This is a genomic window from Botrimarina sp., from assembly GCF_040219535.1.
Taxonomy (GTDB): Bacteria; Planctomycetota; Planctomycetia; order Pirellulales; family Lacipirellulaceae; genus Botrimarina.
In genome coordinates, this window is record NZ_JAVJSH010000020.1 from 453,710 (window position 1) to 471,695 (window position 17,986).

The 17,986-nt window shown below is 69.7% G+C and carries 12 protein-coding genes; 11 read left to right on the forward strand and 1 reads right to left on the reverse strand.

Going from position 1 to position 17,986, the window contains the following annotated elements; all coding sequences use genetic code 11:
* The first annotated feature begins 58 nt into the window (after positions 1 to 58).
* From flgK to mutS, 7 genes are all read left to right on the forward strand, one after another.
* Entirely contained in the window at positions 59 to 1,792 is a 1,734-nt protein-coding gene (gene flgK, locus RIC11_RS12160) for a flagellar hook-associated protein FlgK (RefSeq protein ID WP_350211587.1), read from the forward strand.
* Between the two features lie 10 nt (positions 1,793 to 1,802).
* Positions 1,803 to 4,421, forward strand: coding sequence for a flagellin N-terminal helical domain-containing protein (locus RIC11_RS12165; protein ID WP_350211589.1), 2,619 nt, complete (start codon positions 1,803 to 1,805; stop codon positions 4,419 to 4,421).
* 130 nt (positions 4,422 to 4,551) lie between these two features.
* Positions 4,552 to 4,989, forward strand: coding sequence for a flagellar assembly protein FliW (fliW, locus tag RIC11_RS12170; protein WP_350211591.1), 438 nt, complete (start codon positions 4,552 to 4,554; stop codon positions 4,987 to 4,989).
* 184 nt (positions 4,990 to 5,173) lie between these two features.
* On the forward strand, positions 5,174 to 5,401 hold the full coding sequence (gene csrA, locus RIC11_RS12175) for a carbon storage regulator CsrA (protein ID WP_350211593.1): 228 nt from the start codon (positions 5,174 to 5,176) through the stop codon (positions 5,399 to 5,401).
* Between the two features lie 445 nt (positions 5,402 to 5,846).
* Entirely contained in the window at positions 5,847 to 8,363 is a 2,517-nt protein-coding gene (locus RIC11_RS12180) for a flagellin N-terminal helical domain-containing protein (RefSeq protein ID WP_350211594.1), read from the forward strand.
* A gap of 184 nt (positions 8,364 to 8,547) precedes the next feature.
* Positions 8,548 to 9,537 (forward strand): flagellar motor switch protein FliG, encoded by a 990-nt coding sequence (fliG, locus tag RIC11_RS12185; protein ID WP_350211596.1) that lies wholly within the window; start codon positions 8,548 to 8,550, stop codon positions 9,535 to 9,537.
* Positions 9,538 to 9,639: 102 nt separating this feature from the next.
* Complete coding sequence (mutS, locus tag RIC11_RS12190; RefSeq protein WP_350211598.1) at positions 9,640 to 12,339, forward strand: DNA mismatch repair protein MutS; 2,700 nt, start codon at positions 9,640 to 9,642, stop codon at positions 12,337 to 12,339.
* Positions 12,340 to 12,434: 95 nt separating this feature from the next.
* Here the strand turns inward: mutS and RIC11_RS12195 are convergent, their stop codons facing one another.
* On the reverse strand, positions 12,435 to 12,923 hold the full coding sequence (locus tag RIC11_RS12195) for a TlpA family protein disulfide reductase (protein WP_350211600.1): 489 nt from the start codon (positions 12,921 to 12,923) through the stop codon (positions 12,435 to 12,437).
* A 122-nt stretch (positions 12,924 to 13,045) separates the two neighbouring features.
* Between RIC11_RS12195 and gluQRS the strand changes: the two genes are divergently transcribed.
* The 4 genes from gluQRS to RIC11_RS12215 all read left to right on the forward strand — a co-directional run bounded on the left by gluQRS (position 13,046) and on the right by RIC11_RS12215 (position 17,533).
* The gene (gene gluQRS, locus RIC11_RS12200; protein WP_350211602.1) at positions 13,046 to 13,993 is read left to right on the forward strand and encodes a tRNA glutamyl-Q(34) synthetase GluQRS; all 948 of its coding nucleotides are present in this window, start codon (positions 13,046 to 13,048) and stop codon (positions 13,991 to 13,993) included.
* Positions 13,994 to 14,182: 189 nt separating this feature from the next.
* On the forward strand, positions 14,183 to 14,713 hold the full coding sequence (locus RIC11_RS12205) for a TIGR03546 family protein (RefSeq protein ID WP_350211604.1): 531 nt from the start codon (positions 14,183 to 14,185) through the stop codon (positions 14,711 to 14,713).
* A 53-nt stretch (positions 14,714 to 14,766) separates the two neighbouring features.
* Complete coding sequence (locus tag RIC11_RS12210) at positions 14,767 to 16,563, forward strand: hypothetical protein (RefSeq protein WP_350211606.1); 1,797 nt, start codon at positions 14,767 to 14,769, stop codon at positions 16,561 to 16,563.
* Between the two features lie 337 nt (positions 16,564 to 16,900).
* Positions 16,901 to 17,533 (forward strand): PEP-CTERM sorting domain-containing protein, encoded by a 633-nt coding sequence (locus RIC11_RS12215; protein WP_350211608.1) that lies wholly within the window; start codon positions 16,901 to 16,903, stop codon positions 17,531 to 17,533.
* Positions 17,534 to 17,986 lie beyond the last annotated feature (453 nt).

Below are 17,986 nucleotides of genomic sequence, written 5' to 3' on the forward strand. Positions count from 1 at the left end.
CGCGTGCGTTCCGCCGGCGCACGCCCGCCCCCCCTGCCGCGCGAGTCGCCCGCCCCCGATGTCCCTGTTCGGTTCGCTACAGACGGCGAGCAACACGCTGCGGGCCGTGCAGATCGGCCTGCAGGTGGTGAACAACAACATCGCCAACGCGGGAACCGAAGGCTACATCCGCGAACAAGCCAACTTCGCGCCCACGCCGGTCCAGAAGCTCGGCTCGCTGCAGATCGGCACGGGCGTCAAGGTCGATAGCATCACGCAGAAGGTCGACGAGTTCCTCGGGACCCAGCTGCGCGACGCGGCCGCGGACCGGGTCAGCGCGGACCTCCAGAACCAGGCGTACAAGGACCTCGAGGAGCTGCTGGGCGAGCTCACCGGGGGCGACCTCAGCACGAGCCTGACCGGCTTCTTCGGCAGCATCGAGGACACCCTCAACGCCGTCGGTGGCGACGCCGCGTCGATCCGCAACCTGGCGGTGCTCGAGGGGCGGCGGCTTTCGCAGGAGATCCAGCGGGTCGAGGACGCCGCGCAGGACCTCCGCGACGGGTACGACCAGCAAATCGCCCAGGCCGCGGACCAAGTCAACGCGCTCACCGAGCAGATCCGCCGCCTGAACATCCAGATCTCGCAAACCGAGGGGGGCGGGGCCGGCAAGTCGGACGCCGGCGCGCTCCGCGCGACCCGCAATCAGGCGATCAACGAGCTGACCGAGCTGGTCTCTGCTACGGTGCGGGAGCAACCCTCCGGCGGCGTGAGCATCTCGGTGAACGGCGAGTTCCTTGTTTTCGAAGGCCAACGTCGCCTGGTCGCCGTCGTGCAGACCGAGGACCAGAGCGAGCCCAGCTCGAGCCTCCGCTTCACCGACACCGGCAAGGCGCTGAAGCCAACAGCCGGCCGTGTCCACGGCTTGACCGCGGCGCGCGACCAGATCGTCGACGGCTTCCGTGACAGCCTCAACGATTTCGCGGCGACCCTGATCTACGAGTTCAACCGCGTCCACTCGCAGGGGCAGGGCATCGAAGGGTTCGGCAGCCTGACGAGCCAGGACGCCGTCGACGACCCGGCCGCGGCGCTCGACGCGGCAGGCCTCGCCTTTGCGCCGGAGAACGGCTCGTTCCGGGTCTCGTTGCTCGACGAGGCCAGCGGCGACTTCAAGACCGCCGTGATCGACGTGCGGTTGCAGGACGACGCGGCCGGCGAGAAGTCCTCGCTCCAGTCGGTCGCCGACCAGATCGACGCGGTCGCCGGCCTCACCGCAACGGTCACGTCGACCGGCCGCCTCGCGATCGCCACGGAGAGCCCCAACGCGGTCTTCACCTTCTCCAACGACACAAGCGGGCTGCTAGCCTCGCTCGGCTTGAACACCTTCTTCGTGGGGTCCAACGCCGACAACATCGGCACGAACCCAGAGCTCGACGGTGTGAAGAACGCCGGCAAGCTGGCCCTCCGGCGTGCGCCCGACGGAGAGCGGCCGGGCCCCGGCGGCACGACCGAGAACGCCGTGCTGCTCGCCGGGCTGATCGACGCGCCGCTGGGTTCGCTCGACGGCGCGTCGATCAGCGAGAGTTACGACCAGGTCGTCAACGAGCTCGCCCAGAACTCGACCGTGGCGGGGTCTGTCGCCGAGGGGCTCGGCGTGTTCGAAGCGACGCTCGCCAACGAGTGGCAGGCGATCAGCGGCGTCAACATCGACGAGGAAGCGATCGACCTCATCTCGCTGCAACGCATCTTCCAAGCGACCGGACGCGTGATCCAGACGATCCAATCCATGCTCGAGACGCTGGTCAACCTCTGAGGCGCGCCGCGTGTCACGCATCCAGCCACTCTCGACGACGCGCGTCACCGACGGGATGACCCGCTCCCGGCTCGTCAACCAGGTCCAGGCCGCCCAGCTCGACCTGTTCCGGCTCCAGGACCAGATCAGCACCGGCCGGCGCATCTTCCTGCCGTCCGAAGACCCGGCCGCGGCCCAACGCGCCAGCGCGCTGCAACGCACGATCGAACGCAAGGAGCAATCGCTCACCAACCTGAAGGGGGCGGTCGCGTCGCTCACGACCACCGAGTCTTCGCTGCAGGGAGTCGCCGGCAGCCTCAACGAGCTGAAGTCCCAGGTCCTGGGGGTGATCGATACGGTCGCCACCGACAGCGAGCGCCGCGGCGTGGCCGACGGCATCAACGGGCTGCTCTACGAGCTCGCCCGCGTGGGCAACGCGACGTTCGCGTCGAACTACCTGCTCGGCGGCGCGGAGCGGTCGGCCGAGGCCTACGCGCGTTCGGAGACCTACGTCGATTTCCTCGGCGACGAGCGGTCGCCGCAGACCTACGTCGATCTCGGACAGCTGTTCGACACCGGCGTCTCCGGCGACGACGTGCTCGGCGGCTTGTCCGAGTCGATCCGCGGCGCGACCGACCTCAACCCGCAGCTCACCCCGGACACGCCCCTGGCGCGGCTCCGCGGCGGCGCCGGCATGCCCGAGCTCGGCTCGTTCTCATTGACCTACCAACCGCCCTCCGGCAGCGGCCCGCCGGAGACCGCCGTGGTCGACCTGCGGGGCGCGAAGACCGCGGGCGACCTCGCGCGGCTCGTCGAAGCCCATGCGCCGCCGGGCGCCGACTTGTCGGTGATGATCGAGGGCTCGTCGCTGCGTATCGGGGTCGCGTCCGGCGCGTTGACGATCGAGGAGGTCGGCCAGGGCGACACGGCCGAGCGGCTGGGTTGGCTCAACCCGACCCTCCCGGCCGCATCGATCACCGGCGCCGATCTGGACCCGGCGATCGACATCACCACGAAGCTCAGCGACCTCGGTGGAGCGAAGACACGCGGCCGGGTTGTCTCCGGTGGGGACAACAACGACATCGTGCTCGCCGCCGCGTCGAACGGCGCGGCCTACAACGGCGTGACCGTCGACTTCGTCGACGGCGCGTCCGAGGGCGCCGAGTCGGCCGTTTACGACGCGATCACCAACACCCTGACCGTGACGATCGACGACGGCCGGTCCACCGCCGCGCAGGTCGCCGACGCGATCAACGCCGAGGGCACGTTTGTCGCCGAGGTCGACTACCGCGACCAAACCTCCGCCGACCAACGCGGCCTGGGGGTCGTGTCGGCCGGGACCGACCTGGGCGTCGCTCTGACCGGCGGCGCCGACGGCGGCGTCGACCTGGCCTCGGGGCTGATCGTCACCAACGGCGAGGTGGCCGCGACGATCGATACCTCCGGCGCCGAGACCGTTGAGGACCTGCTGAACTTGCTGAACGACCCCCAGCTCGGCTTGGCCGCGGCGATCAACTCCGCTGGGTCGGGGCTCGACGTGAGGTCACGCCGAAGCGGCGCGGCGTTCACCATCGGCGAGAACGGCGGCACGACCGCCGCCGACCTAGGCATCCGAAGCTACACGGCCGACTCCGCGCTGGACGGGTTCAACCGCGGCCTCGGCGTGATCGAGCCGCAAGAGAACGACGCCCAAACCCGGCTCCAGAACCGCTTCCAAATCACCGTCACCGACCAAGGCGTCGCCACGACTTACGAGGTCGACCCGATCGGCTTGGCGACCGTGCAGGACGTGATCGACGCGGTCGCCAGCACAACCGGCGGCGCGGTGACCGCTTCGCTCACGACGACCGGCAACGGCTTGGTGCTGACCCGGGCCGACGCGCTCGACGCGCCCGCGACGGCCAGCGGGGTGGTCCCCCTGGGGGCCGACACGCTCACGCTCACGGCCGACGCCCCCGGCGCCCAGGGCAACGCCAACTTCACGCTCAACCTGACGGACGTCGGCGCCGGCGGGCTGGTTGCCGGCGTGTCCGGCACGATGATCACCGTCGATCTGGGCGGCGCGACGCCCACTTCGGACACGATCGCGGCGGCGATCTCGGCGCAGCTGCCCGGCTACACCGCAAGTTCGAGCGGCGCCGCCGCGGTGACCTCGCCGGCCGGCATCACCTCGTTCGCGGTGACCGGCGGCCACGACCAAGACGCCATGACCGTGTCGGGCGAGGTCGCGCAGCGGCTGGGGTTCTTCGAGGGAGGGCAGACCGAGGCCACGACCTCGGGGGCCACGGTCACCTCGACCGACCGCAACCCGCAGGAGGTCGACAGCGTGTTCACCACGCTGATCCGCCTCCGCGACGCGCTGCTGGAGGACGACAGCGCGGCGATCGAGCGAGAAGTCGCGCGGCTCGACAACGACATCCAGCGCGTGACCGCCTCGCGCGCCGAGGTCGGCACGCGGCTGCGCAACCTCGAAGCGGTCGAAGAGCGGCTCGCCGACGAGGAGGTCACCCTCAGGAAGGCCCTCTCCGAGGAGCTCGACACCGACCTCGTCGAGGCCATCTCCGACTTCACCCAGCAGCAGTACGCGTTGCAAGCCTCGCTGCAGACGTCGGCCTCGCTGCTGAGCCTCACGATCCTCGACTTCATCTGAGCCGAACCGCCGCGCCGGCCTGGATTGGGTCAACTCGGGCGACCCGCGCAGCCGATCCAACCGACAAGGGCGCCGCCTGAGGGCCGCCGGTGCTGCGCCGCCCTTGGGCGGACGTGTCAGGGAGAAGACCATGCAGATCAACACAACACGGTTCGGGTCGGTTTCGATCCAGCCGAGCGACGTGCTGGAGTTCCCTCACGGGCTGATCGGCCTCGAGCCGTGGGTCCGCTGGGTGGTGTTGGCGGATCGGGAGAACCCCGGTTTGGGCTGGCTCCAATCGGTCGACAGGGCCGACCTGGCGCTGGCAGTGGTCAGCCCCCGCCGGTTCGTGCCGGGCTACAAGGTGCGGGTCTCGGCCCGCGACGTGGAGCCGCTCGGGCTGCCCGAGGGGGTGAACCCCCAGGTGGTCGCGCCGGTCAGCAGCCACGGCGGCGCGTTGTCGATCAACCTGAAGGCGCCGATCCTGATCGGGCTTGAAACCGGCCGCGGCCGGCAGGTGATCGCCAAAGACGACCACCCCGTGCAGCACTGGCTGTCGGGGCCCGCGACGATGCGTCGTTCCGCTTGAGGCCTGCGCCGCGTGGGGCTCTGGCTTCGGCTATCCCCAGCCGTAGCGAGCGTCACAACCGGCGCGCCTTGCGATCCGGTGCAGTGTGGCGGCGGGGCCGTCGATACGACGTGCTGGCGCCACCGCCCCTTACCGATGATTCCCCGTCCCGCAGCCGCTCTCGCATTCAAGAAGGGTATTGCCCATGTTGGTCCTATCACGCCAACGCGACGAGAGCATCATCATTGGCGACAACGTGGTCGTGACCGTTGTCGACGTGCGGGGCGACAAGGTGCGGCTGGGCATCGACGCGCCGGTCGAGATCCCCGTGCACCGCCGCGAGGTCTACGAGGCGATCCAGCGAGAGAACCGCCGCGCCAGCGAGATCTCCGCCGAAGAGGCCCGCCGCGTGGGCGGCGACCGAGGCCAGTAACCGCGGCCCGCTTGGCGCCGCTACCCCACCCCGCCCGCCCTGCGCCCCCTCGGCGTGGGGCATTGTCGTTTCTTGGGGGCGGGGCTCGGCGGGCTCTTGGAGCCCGGGGCGGATCGCACGAAGCCGGGGCGGGTCGCACGCTGGTCGCGGCCAGGCCGAGCCGGTTTTCGAGCGGCCACACGCTGTGTGGTTGGGGTCGCCGCGGTTGTGACGGCTGTGCGAGGTGAGCCCTTCTCCGCGGGCCTCGAATCCGCGAGCCCGCGTCACGCACGCCACGCTAGCGGACGATACGTTCGCGTAGGCCCCGGCCTCCGGACCGCTCCGAGAGGCCGCCGGGGTCTCTGAGTCACGCGATGGATCGCCCGCCAAGCGCCAACCGAACAAGCTAGCGCCCGCCTCCGGCGGGGGCGGAAAAGCACCCGCTGACCATTCCGAGGTGAGTTAGATGACGCGTATCAACACCAACGTCAGTTCGCTGATCGGCCGGAACAACCTGAACCGGGCGAACGCGAGCCTGTCGCAGTCGCTCACCCGGCTCTCGACCGGTCTGCGGATCAACACCGGCAAGGACGACCCTGCCGGTTTGATCGCCAGCGAGAACCTGCGGAGCGACATCACCGCGATCCGCCGCGCGATCGGCAACACCGACCGTGCGAACCAGGTCATCGCGACCGCTGACTCGGCCCTCGGCCAGGTCAGCTCGCTGCTGAACGACATCCGCGGCCTCGTGACCGAGTCGGCGAACTCCGGCGCGCTGTCGGACGAGCAGATCCGGGCGAACCAGTCGCAGGTCGACTCGTCGCTCGCCGCGTTGAACCGCATCGCGCAGACGACGACCTTCCAGGGCCGCAAGCTGCTCGACGGCTCGCTCGACTTCGTCACCACGCCCGGCTCCAACTTCAGCAACATCTCCGACCTGGCGATCGACCAGGCGAACCTCGGCGCGTCCGGCTCGGTCGGCGTGAACGTGTCGGTGTCGCAAGCCGCGACCCAAGCGCTGGTCGACGTCGAGGGCTTCCCGGACGGCTCGATCGCCGCGAGCACCACCGCCACGTTCGCCACCGCGGCCAACGCGGCGAGCGGCTCGGTCTCGCTGACCGTGAACGTGCCCGCCGTGCAGGCGAGCGGCACGTTCACCGCTGGCACGACGTCGACCGTCGGCTTCGACATCACCGCGGTAGCCGGCCAAGCGGCCGATGGCGTCACGGGCAACGATGTCGACGTGATCCTCGTCGACAACGACGACGACTCGGGCAACATCGCGTCGGTCGTGTTCGACGACTTGGCCGGAACCCTGACCATCACCGGTGACTTCGACGGCTCTGCGGGCGGCTCCAACTCCGGCGCTACCGGCACGCAGGTCGCGGACGCGATCGACGCCGAGGGGACCTTCGTCACGAGCAACCGCTCGGCCGGCGTCGGCAACAACCTGGTAGCCGCGGACGCCACGACGTACTCGGACGTGACCAGCAACGGCGCCAACGCCACGACCGGCACCGAGACGATCGACATCGTCACCAACTCCGACGCGACCGGCGGGAACCTCTCGCTCACGTTCCAGCAGGGCACCACGGCCGGTGTCGCCGACTTCGGCGACGGCGCGTACACGATCACGTACACGTCGGGCCAGACGATCAACGACATCGTCTCGCTGCTGGAGAACGGCACGATCACCGAGATCGACGCGGCCGCGACGGGCGTCGCCACCGGCAGCAGCGGAACCTCGGTGCTGTCGGGCGTGACGCTTGCAAACCAAGCGATCAACGGCTACGTGGCCGCCGGCAACGACGTCATCACGATCTCGGCCGCCGACGGCGGCACGGCCGGCAACGGCAAGACCGTGACGATCCAAGAGTCGGCCATCGCGTCGGAGTTCGACGCGACGACCGGCGTGGGCGTGGCGGTCGACGGCAGCGGCAACATCACGGTCAGCCTCGACGCGTCGAGGACCGACATCTCGATCCAGGACATCGTCGACGCGATCGACGACACGGGCGAGTACGTGGCCGAGCTGACCACCTCGGACGGCTCCGGCACGTACGACGCGACAACGGCCACCCCGCCGTCGGTCGCCAACACGGCCGGCGGCGCCGCGACCGGCGGCAGCCAAGGCATCGCGTCGGCCGTGGTCTTCGAGCTGACCGGCTCCAACGGGTCGGAGGTCCTCTCCTTCGGCGCCGGCACAACGCTCACCGGCATCATCAACGGCATCAACCTGCTGTCGGACGCGACCGGCGTGCAGGCCCGGGCCAACGGCACCACGAGCACCACGCTCGAGCTGTTCTCGACGACCTACGGCCGCGACTCGGTGGTCGACATCGAGGTCATCAGCGAGGCCGCGACCGGGGTGTTCACGACCGGCCTGGCCAACACGGGCCAAGAGCGGGTCGTCGGCGTCGACGCCCTCGCCGCCGTGAACGGCGTCGCCGCGACGACCAACGGCAACCGGTTGTCGATCAACACCTCGACGCTCGACCTGAACCTCACGCTCGCCGAGGACTTCACCGGCAGCGCGGCGTTCACCATCACCGGCGGCGGCGCCAAGTTCCAGCTCGGCCCCGACGTGGTCAGCAACCAGCAGGCCCGCCTGGGCATCGGCAGCGTCAACACGTCACGCTTGGGCGGGGTCAGCGGCAAGCTGTTCCAGCTCGAGAACGGCGGCTCGTTCGACCTGTCGACCGACCCGAACCAGGCCGCCAAGATCATCGAAGAGGCGATCGACCAGGTCACCTCGCTCCGCGGCCGGCTCGGCGCGTTCCAACGCACCACGCTCGAGACCAACAAGAACGCGCTGAACGACACCCTCTCGAACCTCACCGAGGCCGAGAGCTCGATCCGCGACGCCGACTTCGCCGAGGAAACCGCCTCCCTGACACGGTCGCAGATCCTGGTCCAGTCCGGCACCCGGGTCCTCGCAATCGCCAACCAGAACCCGCAGAACGTGCTGGCGCTGCTGGGTTAGTCACCACACTCGCGGCTTGATCACCGAGCCGGTCTGGCCTTCAGGGGCCAGACCGGCTTTTTTCGTGCCGCCGGGGCGTGGCCGGCACGATCGTTAAATTTCGCTCAAACCGCCCGGCCCGCCGGTCGATCCAAGAGAAGACGCTCCGCCGCCGCGCGCCGCTTCCGACCGCCGAGCACCCGCCGTGTCCAACGTCCACAACGCCGCCGTGCTGTTGATGAGCCTGCCAGAGGAGCAGGCCGGCGAGCTGCTCGGCCGCATGAGCCGACGCGAGGTCGAGCAGGTCACGACCGAGATCGCCCGCATGGAGAGGGTGCCGGCCGACGAGCAGGAGGAGGTCATCAAGCAGTTCGCCGACGCCAACCCGGCCGCCAGCGGCGGGGTCGGCGGCATGGACTACGCGAAGAAGCTCGTCCGCTCCGCCCTCGGCGCCGACGCGGGCGACACACTGGACAACATCCGCCAGTCGATCGAGGCCCTCCCCTTCGGCTTCCTCCGGAACATCGACAGCCAGAACATCCTGACCTACGTCATCGACGAGCACCCCCAGACCATCGCGCTGATCCTCGCCCACCTGCCGCCGGGCTTCAGCGCCGAGATCCTCGCCGGCCTGCCGGCCGACCGGCAGCTCGCCGTGGTGCGTCGGATGGCCACGATGAACCAGACCAACCCCGAGATCATCCACGAGGTCGAGGCCGGCCTCGAGCGCCGCATGTCGAGCGTCATGAGCCAGAGCTTCCAGATGGCCGGCGGCGTCGAAGCGGTCGCCTCGATGCTCAACGTGTCCGACCGGGGCACCGAGCGCGCCCTGATGGACGGCCTGGCCGACGACGACCCCGAACTCGCCGAAGAGATCCGCCGGCTGATGTTCGTGTTCGACGACATCCAGAAGTTCAGCCCCAAAGAGGTCCAAACGATCCTCAAAGCCGTCGAGGCCAGCCAGTGGGCCCTCGCCCTCAAGGGGGCGAGCCCCGAGCTGAAGGACAAGATCCTCAGCAACATGTCCCAACGCGCCGCCGCGATGCTCCAAGAAGAGATGGACTACCTGGGCGCGGTGAAGGTCTCGGCCGTCGAGGAGCAGCAGCAAAAGATCGTCGACGCGATCCGCGCCCTGGAAGACGCCGGCGAGCTGGAGCTCAACAAGTCGGGTGAGGAAGAAAGGCTGATCCGGTGAGGCTGGAGGCCGGAGCCCGGAGGCGGTAGGGTTTCGCGTCGCGATCGTCGCGGGGTCGCGTCGTCATCCCTCCCGCCTGTCGCCTCCCGTCTGCAGCCTGTTATGTCCCCGATGATGCGTCAGTACCACGAGGCCAAGCAGGCCTCGGGCGACGCGCTGCTCTTGTTCCGCATGGGGGACTTCTACGAGCTGTTCTACGACGACGCGCGCGACGCGGCCCGGCTGCTCGGCATCACGCTGACCACCCGCGACAAAGACAAAGGGGAGCGCGCCGTGCCGATGGCCGGCTTCCCGCACCACCAGCTCGACGCGTACCTCGCAAAGATCCTCCGCTGCGGACGCCGCGCCGCGGTCTGCGAGCAGGTCGAAGACGCCCGGCAAGCCAAAGGCCTCGTGCGGCGCGAGGTGACCCGCATCGTTTCGGCCGGCACCGTCACCGACGACGGCCTGCTCGACCCGCAAGCGAGCAATTACCTGGCCGCCGTCGCCATCGACGGCCAGTCGAGCGGCCGTCAACCGAGCGGGGACCGCCAGCCGCCGGCGGTCGGCCTCGCGTGGATCGACGCGTCCACCGGCGAGTTCAACGCCGCCGCCATCGACCAGAGCCGCCTGGCCGATGAGCTCTCCCGGATCGAGGCGGTCGAGTGCCTCGTCGCCGAAGGCGCCGACGCGCTACTCCCGGCCGACGCGGTCCGCCACGCGGCCGTCACCACACGGCCGCCGCACAGCTTCGGCTTGCAGGTCGCGGTCGAGTCGCTCCGCAAGCACTTCGGCACGCGGTCCCTCGAAGGGTTCGGCTTCAACCCCGCCGACCACGGCCACGCGCTCGCGTTGTCCGCGGCCGGGGCGATCTTGGCCTACTTGGCCGAAACGCAGCGGGCGTCGCTCGCGCACGTCGAGCGCCTGACGCCCTACGCGACCGGATCGGCCATGCAGATCGACGCGGCCACCTGGCGGAGCCTCGAGGTCACCCAGACCCTCCGCGACGGCCGCCGCGAGGGCGCCCTGCTGGGCGTGATCGACCGCACGGTGACCGGGGCCGGCGCGCGGCGGCTCGCCGACTGGCTCCGCCGGCCGCTGACACGAGTCGACGCCATCCGCCGGCGGCAAGAGGCCGTCGAGGAGTTGGTCGGCGACCCGTCGCTGGCAGCGACTCTGCGCGAAGAGCTCCGCGGCGTGTACGACCTGCAGCGCCTGGTGGCCCGCGCCACAACCGGCCGCGCCAGCCCGCGCGACTTGGCGAGCATCGGCCGCACGCTCGGCGTGCTCCCCAAGGTCAAGGCGCGGCTCGCCGCGCGTCGCAGCGAGCGGCTCGGCCAACTCCAGTCGCGCGTCGACCTCTGCGGCGAACTCCGCGAGGCGCTCGCCGCGGCGCTGGCCGACGACTGCCCGCTCTCGCCGCGCGAGGGGGGCTTCATCCGCCAGGGCTACTCCGCGGACTTGGACGAGTGCCGCGAGCTGATGGCCGGCGGCAAGCAGTGGATGGCCGCCTACCAAGCCAAGATGCAGTCCGAGCGCGACATCCCCAACATCAAGGTCGGCTTCAACAAGGTCTTCGGCTACTACCTCGAAGTCACCCACGCCCACAGCGGCAAGGTCCCCGCCGATTTCATCCGCAAGCAGACGCTCAAGAACGCCGAACGCTACATCACCCCCGAACTGAAAGAGTACGAAGAGAAAGTCCTCACCGCCGAAGAACGCGCCCACACCCTCGAGTACGACCTGTTCGTCGCGCTAAGGGAACGGGCCGCCGAGAGCTCGTCGCGTCTGCTGGCGACCGCCGACGCGCTCGCCGAGATCGACGTGCTGGCCGCCCTGGCGGACCTGGCGCGCTCGCGAGGCTACTGCAAGCCGGAAGTGGTCGAAGAGCCGGTCCTCGACATCACAGCCGGCCGCCACCCGGTGCTCGACCTGACCGAGCCGGAGGGGACGTTCGTCCCCAACGGGGTGCGGTGCGCTGCGCGAGGCAAGCGGGAGGAGGGGAGCGGGAAGCGGGATCCAAAGGCGGGCGAGCCCTCCGGCCTCCGGCCCCCGGCCCCTAGCCTCCTGCTGATCACCGGCCCCAACATGGCCGGCAAGAGCACCTATATCCGGCAGATGGCGCTGCTCACGCTGCTCGCGCAGGTCGGCGGCTTCGTGCCGGCCGAGGCGGCGCGGATCGGCGTGGCGGACCGGCTGTTCGCGCGGGTCGGCGCGAGCGACGACGTGTCGCGCGGCCAGAGCACGTTCATGGTCGAGATGACCGAGACCGCGCGGATCCTCAACACGGCCACGCGGCGGTCGCTCGTCGTGCTCGACGAGATCGGCCGCGGCACCAGCACGTACGACGGCCTGTCGCTCGCGTGGGCGATCACCGAGCACCTGCACGACGTGGTCGGCTGCCGCACGCTGTTCGCCACGCACTACCACGAGCTGACCGAGCTCGCCAACCGCCTCGAGCACGTCGGCAACCGCAGCGTGGCCGTACGCGAGCACGACGGCCGCGTGGTCTTCATGCACCAGATCGTCGACGGGCCGGCCGACAAGAGCTACGGGATCCACGTCGCACAGCTCGCCGGCGTGCCCCGCAGCGTGAATGACCGCGCCGCGGCGATACTGGAAGCGCTCGAATCGACCAAAGCCGACAGCCGACAGCCGCCAGCCGACAGCCGGCGCGGCGGCATCCAAATGACGCTGTTCGAAACGGTCGAGCACCCGCTCGTCGACGAGCTACGCAACCTCGACATCGACCGCTTGGCGCCGATCGAAGCCTTGGAGAAACTCCACGCCTGGCGGCAGCAGCTCTTGGCGGAGCGCCAATAAAAACGGCCCCGCGACGGCGCGAGGGACCAATGGGGCGACGGGACGCCGCGCCAGTTCGTCACCGGGGCCTATTCATTGGCCATTCAATCCAGCGGTCACTCCGCCAGCTTCTCGCCCACCAGCTCGTCTAGCGTCGCGTGCAGTTCGCGGTGCGTCGACAGGGTGTACTCGAGGTCGAACCAGAGGAGCTTCCCCTCGGGGCCGAGCACGTACACGTGCGGCGTAGGGCGCACGCCGAGCTTCTCGTCGAGCGTCTGCGGATCGACGCCCAGCGAGCGGATCGCGTCGGCTTCGAGGCCGCCGTCGAGCGAAACGAACGACACGCCCCGCTCGGCGTACTTCGCCGCGAAGTCCTCGACCAGGTCCGACCGCATCATCGCCTGCATCCAGTCCGGCTTGCCGGCGGTAGCGACGACCGTCGCCTTCTCGCCCAGCAAACCGCGGAGGGCGGTCGCCTCGCCGGCCGCCGATTGGCCGCTCAGTTCGGGGAACACGTCGCCGACGGCGACCTTCGTCATCGCCTGGTGTTCCGCCGATAAGATGACCGCCGGGACCGCAACGACCATCGCCGCAAATGGGAGCATCGAGAGACCTCGTGTCGGGGGCTGACGTAGGAAACAATTGAACGCCTGCGCCCGCTCGCGGTCAACGTGGCCGACCGGCGCGACGCCCCGCCCGCCCTGCCTCCCCGGACGAGCCGATCCCCGTGCCCACGACGCGCCTCGCCCCGTCGCCGACCGGCGCGCTGCACCTCGGCAATGCGAGAACCTTTCTGGTCAACTGGGCCCTCGCGCGACGCTCTGGCTGGCGAGTCGTTCTTCGTATCGACGACCTCGACAGCCCGCGGGTCAAGCCGCAGGCCGCCGCCGAGGCGATCGACGCGCTCCGGTGGCTCGGCCTCGACTGGGACGCGGGACCCTTCTACGAGTCCGACGACACGCGCGCCTACCGCGCGGCCCTGGAAGCCCTGATCGACGCCGGCCACGCTTATCCCTGCCGCTGCACGCGGTCGCAGATCCTCGCCGCCAGCCTCTCGGCGCCGCACGCGGGCGAGCACGAGCTGCGATATCCCGGAACGTGCCGGCCAGCCGGTGACCGAGCGGCCGACAAAGCCCTGCTCGACGACCCCGCTTACGCTTGGCGGCTCGCCACGCCCGACGCGCCGGTGGCCTTTGAGGATCAGTTCCGCGGCCCGCAACGGTTCAACCCGCAGCGCCAGGTCGGCGACTTTCTCATCGCCGCCAAGGGGGGGCAAGCGAGCTACCAGCTCGCGGTAGTTGTCGACGACACGCGGCAGGGGGTGGACCGCGTCGTCCGCGGCGACGACCTGCTCGCCAGCACCGCGCGGCAGCTGCTCTTGTACGAGCGGCTCGGCCGCGAGCCGGTCCCGCTGCACTGGCACTTGCCGATCGTGATCGGCGAGGACGGGCGTCGGCTCGCCAAGCGGCACGGCGACACCCGCCTGTCCACTTACCGCGACCACGGCGTCGCGCCCGAGCGACTGATCGGCCTGCTAGCCGAGTGGTCGGGCCTGGGCCCCCGCCGGCCGATGACCTCCCGCGATTTCGCCGACGGCTTCGACCTCGGCCGGCTCGGCGTCGATCCGATCGTGTTCACCGACGCCGACGACCACTGGCTGCTCTCGCGCGGGTAACGGCCCCCGAGAAGCAGAGCGAGTCGTGTTGGGCCGCGTGCGGCGGCAGTGCTAGCACGGCGCCGTGGTAATCGCGGCCGGTTCAGCCCTTTAACTCAAGCCAACCGTCACAACCCGCCGAAACGGTACGACAGAGCGCGCCCCGGTGCGCGCTCCGAGACTGGCGTCGTACCCACCCCGAGGCGAGGCATGCTGACCTACTGGCTCTTACGCCCGCTGCGGACGCTGCTGGGCGTGCTGCTCACGAACGACTCCAGCCGTCAGGTCGCGGCCGGTGTGGCGATCGGCGTGGTGCTCGGGGCTGCGCCGCTGGGGTCGCTGACCGCGGTCGCGCTGGGCGTGGTGCTGTGTTCGCTCCGCGTGAACAAGGCCGCCGGCCTGCTCGCCGCCGCCGGCGTGGCCGCCGCCACGCCGCTGCTGGACCCGTTCACCCACAAGCTTGGGCTGAAGGTCCTCACCGTGCCGAGCCTCCAGTCGACGTACGCCGCCGCGTACGACGCGCCGTTAGGTCCGTGGTGGGGCCTGCACAACACGGTCGCGTGCGGCTCGCTGCTGCTCGGCCTGTACCTGTCGTACCCCGTGTTCCTAGGAACCCGTGCGCTGGTCGATCGCGCGCGGCCGTGGGCGGTGAAGCATATCGCCAAGTACAAGCTCGGCCGGGTGCTGCTCGGCGCGCAGATCACCGACCGGCTCGGCGCGTCGTTCGGGATCGGTTCCTGAGCCGATCGCGGCGCCGCTCGGCTAGACCCCCACTCCCTCGCGGACCCGTCACGATGACGCGATACCTCCGGCTCGGATACCTCGTCCCACGCTTGCTGCTGCTGGTCGTGCTGCTGCTAGCGGCCGAGATCGGCTCCGGATGGGGCCTCCGCTGGGCCGCGATCAACGCGGGCCAGGGGGCCGTCGGCGCGAAGGTCGAGGTCGGCGGCAGCAAGGTCTCGCTCCTTGGCGCCCGCGCGGTGCTCGCCGACGTGGCGGTCGCCAACCCGAGGCGGCCGATGGAGAACCTGGTCGAGGCCGAGCGGATCGAACTCGACTTCGACTCCGCCGCCCTCACGCACCGCAGCGCCGTCGGCCGCGGCCTCGTCCGCGGCTTGCGTTTCAACACGCCCCGCTCCGAGTCCGGCGCCCTGGACCCCGACGACGCCCCCGAAGCGGGCGGCGCCGCCCCGGCCTGGGTCGCCGGCGCGCAGCAGGCGGCCGCCGACTCGGCCGAGCGTTGGATCGCCGCCCTAGAATCGAAGCTCACAGGACAAGTCGACGAGTTCGAGTCCGTCCGCTTGGCGGAGCAGCTCTCCGAGAGTTGGCCATCGCGCTGGCGCGAGCTGCGCGCCGAGGCCGAGGCGATCGAGGACGAGTTTCGGTCGCTCAAGGAAGCGGCCCAGGAAGCCCGGCGGAACCCGCTCCGTCACACCGAATTCCTCGCCACCGCGCCAAGCCGGGCCGCCCAGCTGCAGACGAGGCTCACCGCGCTGGCGGACGAGGTCAGCCGCCTGCCCGAGCTGGCGGAAGTCGACCGCCAGCGGATCGAAGCGGCCCGCAAGGCCGACCGGCGCTTGCTCACCGAGCGCTTGAAGGCGGATCAACTCGACCCGGAGTCGCTCACCAGCCAACTGCTCGGCGAGAGCGTCACCGGCACGGTCGAGAGCCTGGTCGGCTGGGTCCGGTGGGCGCGCGAGATGACGCCTGCCAGCGGTCCCGGCGAGCGCGTGTGTCCCCGCGACCGGGGCGCCGACATCCGCTTCGTGGGCGTTCGGCCCCGGCCCGCTCTGCTGTTGACCGAGCTACAGTTCGACGGGGTGGCTCGGCTGCTAGGGCGTGGCGTCGAGCTGCGTGGCCGGGTGACCGACTTCTGCAGCACGCCCGCCGCCCACGACCAGCCGCTACGCATCGTCGCGCAAGCGACCGGCGGCGCGCCGATGACGATCGACGCGACCCTCGACCGCCGACAGGCCGAACCGATCGACACGCTGGCCATCGTTTGCGAAGGGTTCCCGACGCCAGGCGGAAAGATAGGCAAGCCAGACAAGCTGGCCGTGAGGCTCGCACCCACGCCCGCCACGCTCGCGATGAATCTCCGCATCGAAGGCGAAGCCCTCAGTGGCCGAATCGACCTGACGCAGCACGCGGTGGGCTTGGAAACGATCGTGGGCCCAGACGCCGGCCGGGTCGGGGCCCGCTTCGGGGCGGCGCTGGGTCAAGGGCTCGCGGAGGTAGACCGCGCCGAAACGACCATCCTGGTTTCGGGCAGGCTCGATCGGCCCATGGTCAAGCTAGAGTCCGACCTCGGGGGCGTGCTCGCCGCGGCATTGCAGCACGCGGCTACCGACCTGGTGCAGGCCGAGGTCCAACAGCGGTTCGACGCCGGGCAAAAGCGCGTCGATCAGCAGCTTGCCCGTTTCGACGAGCAGCTGCGGGAAGCGTCTCGTGAGCTCTCGCAGCGGCTGGCCGGGCCCACCGAGGAGCTTGAGCGGGTCGCCGCCGCGTGGGCGCCGGCCGGATTCTCTGGCCGGGGCGTGTCGGTCGAGCAGATCGGCCGGCGTCTGTTGGGTGGCGGCCAGACCCGTTAGCCGGCCGATCATCGCAAGCTGGACGCCGTCTTCGACGCCGCAAGTCCCTTTCTAAAGGTGACTTGCGACGACGAGGCAACTTGGGTGATCCAGGCGAGGGGTTTGGCGGAGTAATCGGTTAAGAACTTTCTTGCCGTATTTTCGGAAAGTTTATTGTACGGCAGCCCGTCACTGCGTAGACTCACGCACGTGTGCCGGAATCCCCGCCCCTGGTCTTTCCATGCGGCCGGCCCTAAACGGATAACAGTGAGAGAGCAGCGTCGCGGGGTGGAAAATCCGCCGACGCCGTGATTCCAGATCCCCACGACTAGCACCCAGCATCTGCGGAGTTGACCTAATGAGCGTCACGAAACGAGTTGCTTCTCTGCTCTGCGGGGCAGTGATGTGCTTTGCAGGCTCGGCGCAGGCCGAGCTCATCCAGATCGGCTTTACCGGCCTCGATCTGTCTTACGACGGCGCCACCCTACGCGACGTCAGCGCCAACGGCGATGTGCTTAGCTCGGTCTCGATCGAAGAGAACGGCGTCGCGGTTGCCGGGTCGCCCTTCGGTGCAGGCATCTCGATGGACCTCGAGATCCCGGGCCTTACGCTCGAAGACGTGATGGTCGACGAGGCCGTCAGCGCCGCCGGCGGCTCCCTTCTGCTGAACCTTCCCGGCGGCGACTTCCTCAATCTGTCGCTCGCTGAAGTTCAGGTCACCTACATCAATACCGGCTTCTTGAAGGCGACCTTCGGCGGCACCGTGGCCGACGTCGTGTCGCAGCAGTTGCCGACCACGATGCCGATCGGTTCGCCCGTCGAAGTGACGTTCTCGGCGAACATCAGCACGACGACCGCCAGCAACGGCTTCATCGACAGCTTCCTGGCCCGTGGTTCGGGCGAGATCTCCGGCGAAGCGATCCCCGAGCCCGCCTCGCTCGCTCTGGTCGCCCTGGCCGGCGTGGCCGCCGCCGCCCGTCGCCGCAGCTAATCGTCCGAAGGTCGGCCTCGCACCCGCCGCCGGCCGCTAGGACCACGACGAATAAGCAAAAAGCCTCTCGGCGCCCCTTCGGCGCCGAGAGGCTTTTTTTCGTGCCTTACCGTGCTTGAAACCTTTGATTCGTACAGCCGAAGGCGAAGAGGAGCGGGCGAGGTCGCGGCTGCAGGACGCACTTTCGCTTGCTTGCAAGAGGGCAGCCCGCTTCGACAAACAGTTACCTCGGCCGAGAGTCACACAACTCGGTGATCTAGCTACCGTCCGACAGCTGAGCCACAGCCGCGCGAGGCCGGTCCGCCCCTGCCCCTGTCGAGGCCGCGAACCCGCCGAGGGCGAACGCCCGCCGCCCGGACAGACGCATTGAGCCAGCTGTCCGGGCGGACGCTTGAGTGTCGGAAGCCGCCATCCGGGCCGCCGGCGCCGCCAAACGCGCCGCCAAACGCAAAG

What these genes read in the sequence shown, in the direction of transcription:
- flgK (WP_350211587.1), top strand. Translation starts at nt 59, where the DNA reads ATGTCCCTGTTCGGTTCGCTACAGACGGCGAGCAACACGCTGCGGGCC.
- csrA (WP_350211593.1), top strand. Translation starts at nt 5,174, where the DNA reads ATGTTGGTCCTATCACGCCAACGCGACGAGAGCATCATCATTGGCGAC.
- mutS (WP_350211598.1), top strand. Translation starts at nt 9,640, where the DNA reads ATGTCCCCGATGATGCGTCAGTACCACGAGGCCAAGCAGGCCTCGGGC.
- RIC11_RS12210 (WP_350211606.1), top strand. Translation starts at nt 14,767, where the DNA reads ATGACGCGATACCTCCGGCTCGGATACCTCGTCCCACGCTTGCTGCTG.
- fliW (WP_350211591.1), top strand. Translation starts at nt 4,552, where the DNA reads ATGCAGATCAACACAACACGGTTCGGGTCGGTTTCGATCCAGCCGAGC.
- RIC11_RS12180 (WP_350211594.1), top strand. Translation starts at nt 5,847, where the DNA reads ATGACGCGTATCAACACCAACGTCAGTTCGCTGATCGGCCGGAACAAC.
- RIC11_RS12205 (WP_350211604.1), top strand. Translation starts at nt 14,183, where the DNA reads ATGCTGACCTACTGGCTCTTACGCCCGCTGCGGACGCTGCTGGGCGTG.
- RIC11_RS12195 (WP_350211600.1), bottom strand. Translation starts at nt 12,923, where the DNA reads ATGCTCCCATTTGCGGCGATGGTCGTTGCGGTCCCGGCGGTCATCTTA.
- RIC11_RS12215 (WP_350211608.1), top strand. Translation starts at nt 16,901, where the DNA reads ATGAGCGTCACGAAACGAGTTGCTTCTCTGCTCTGCGGGGCAGTGATG.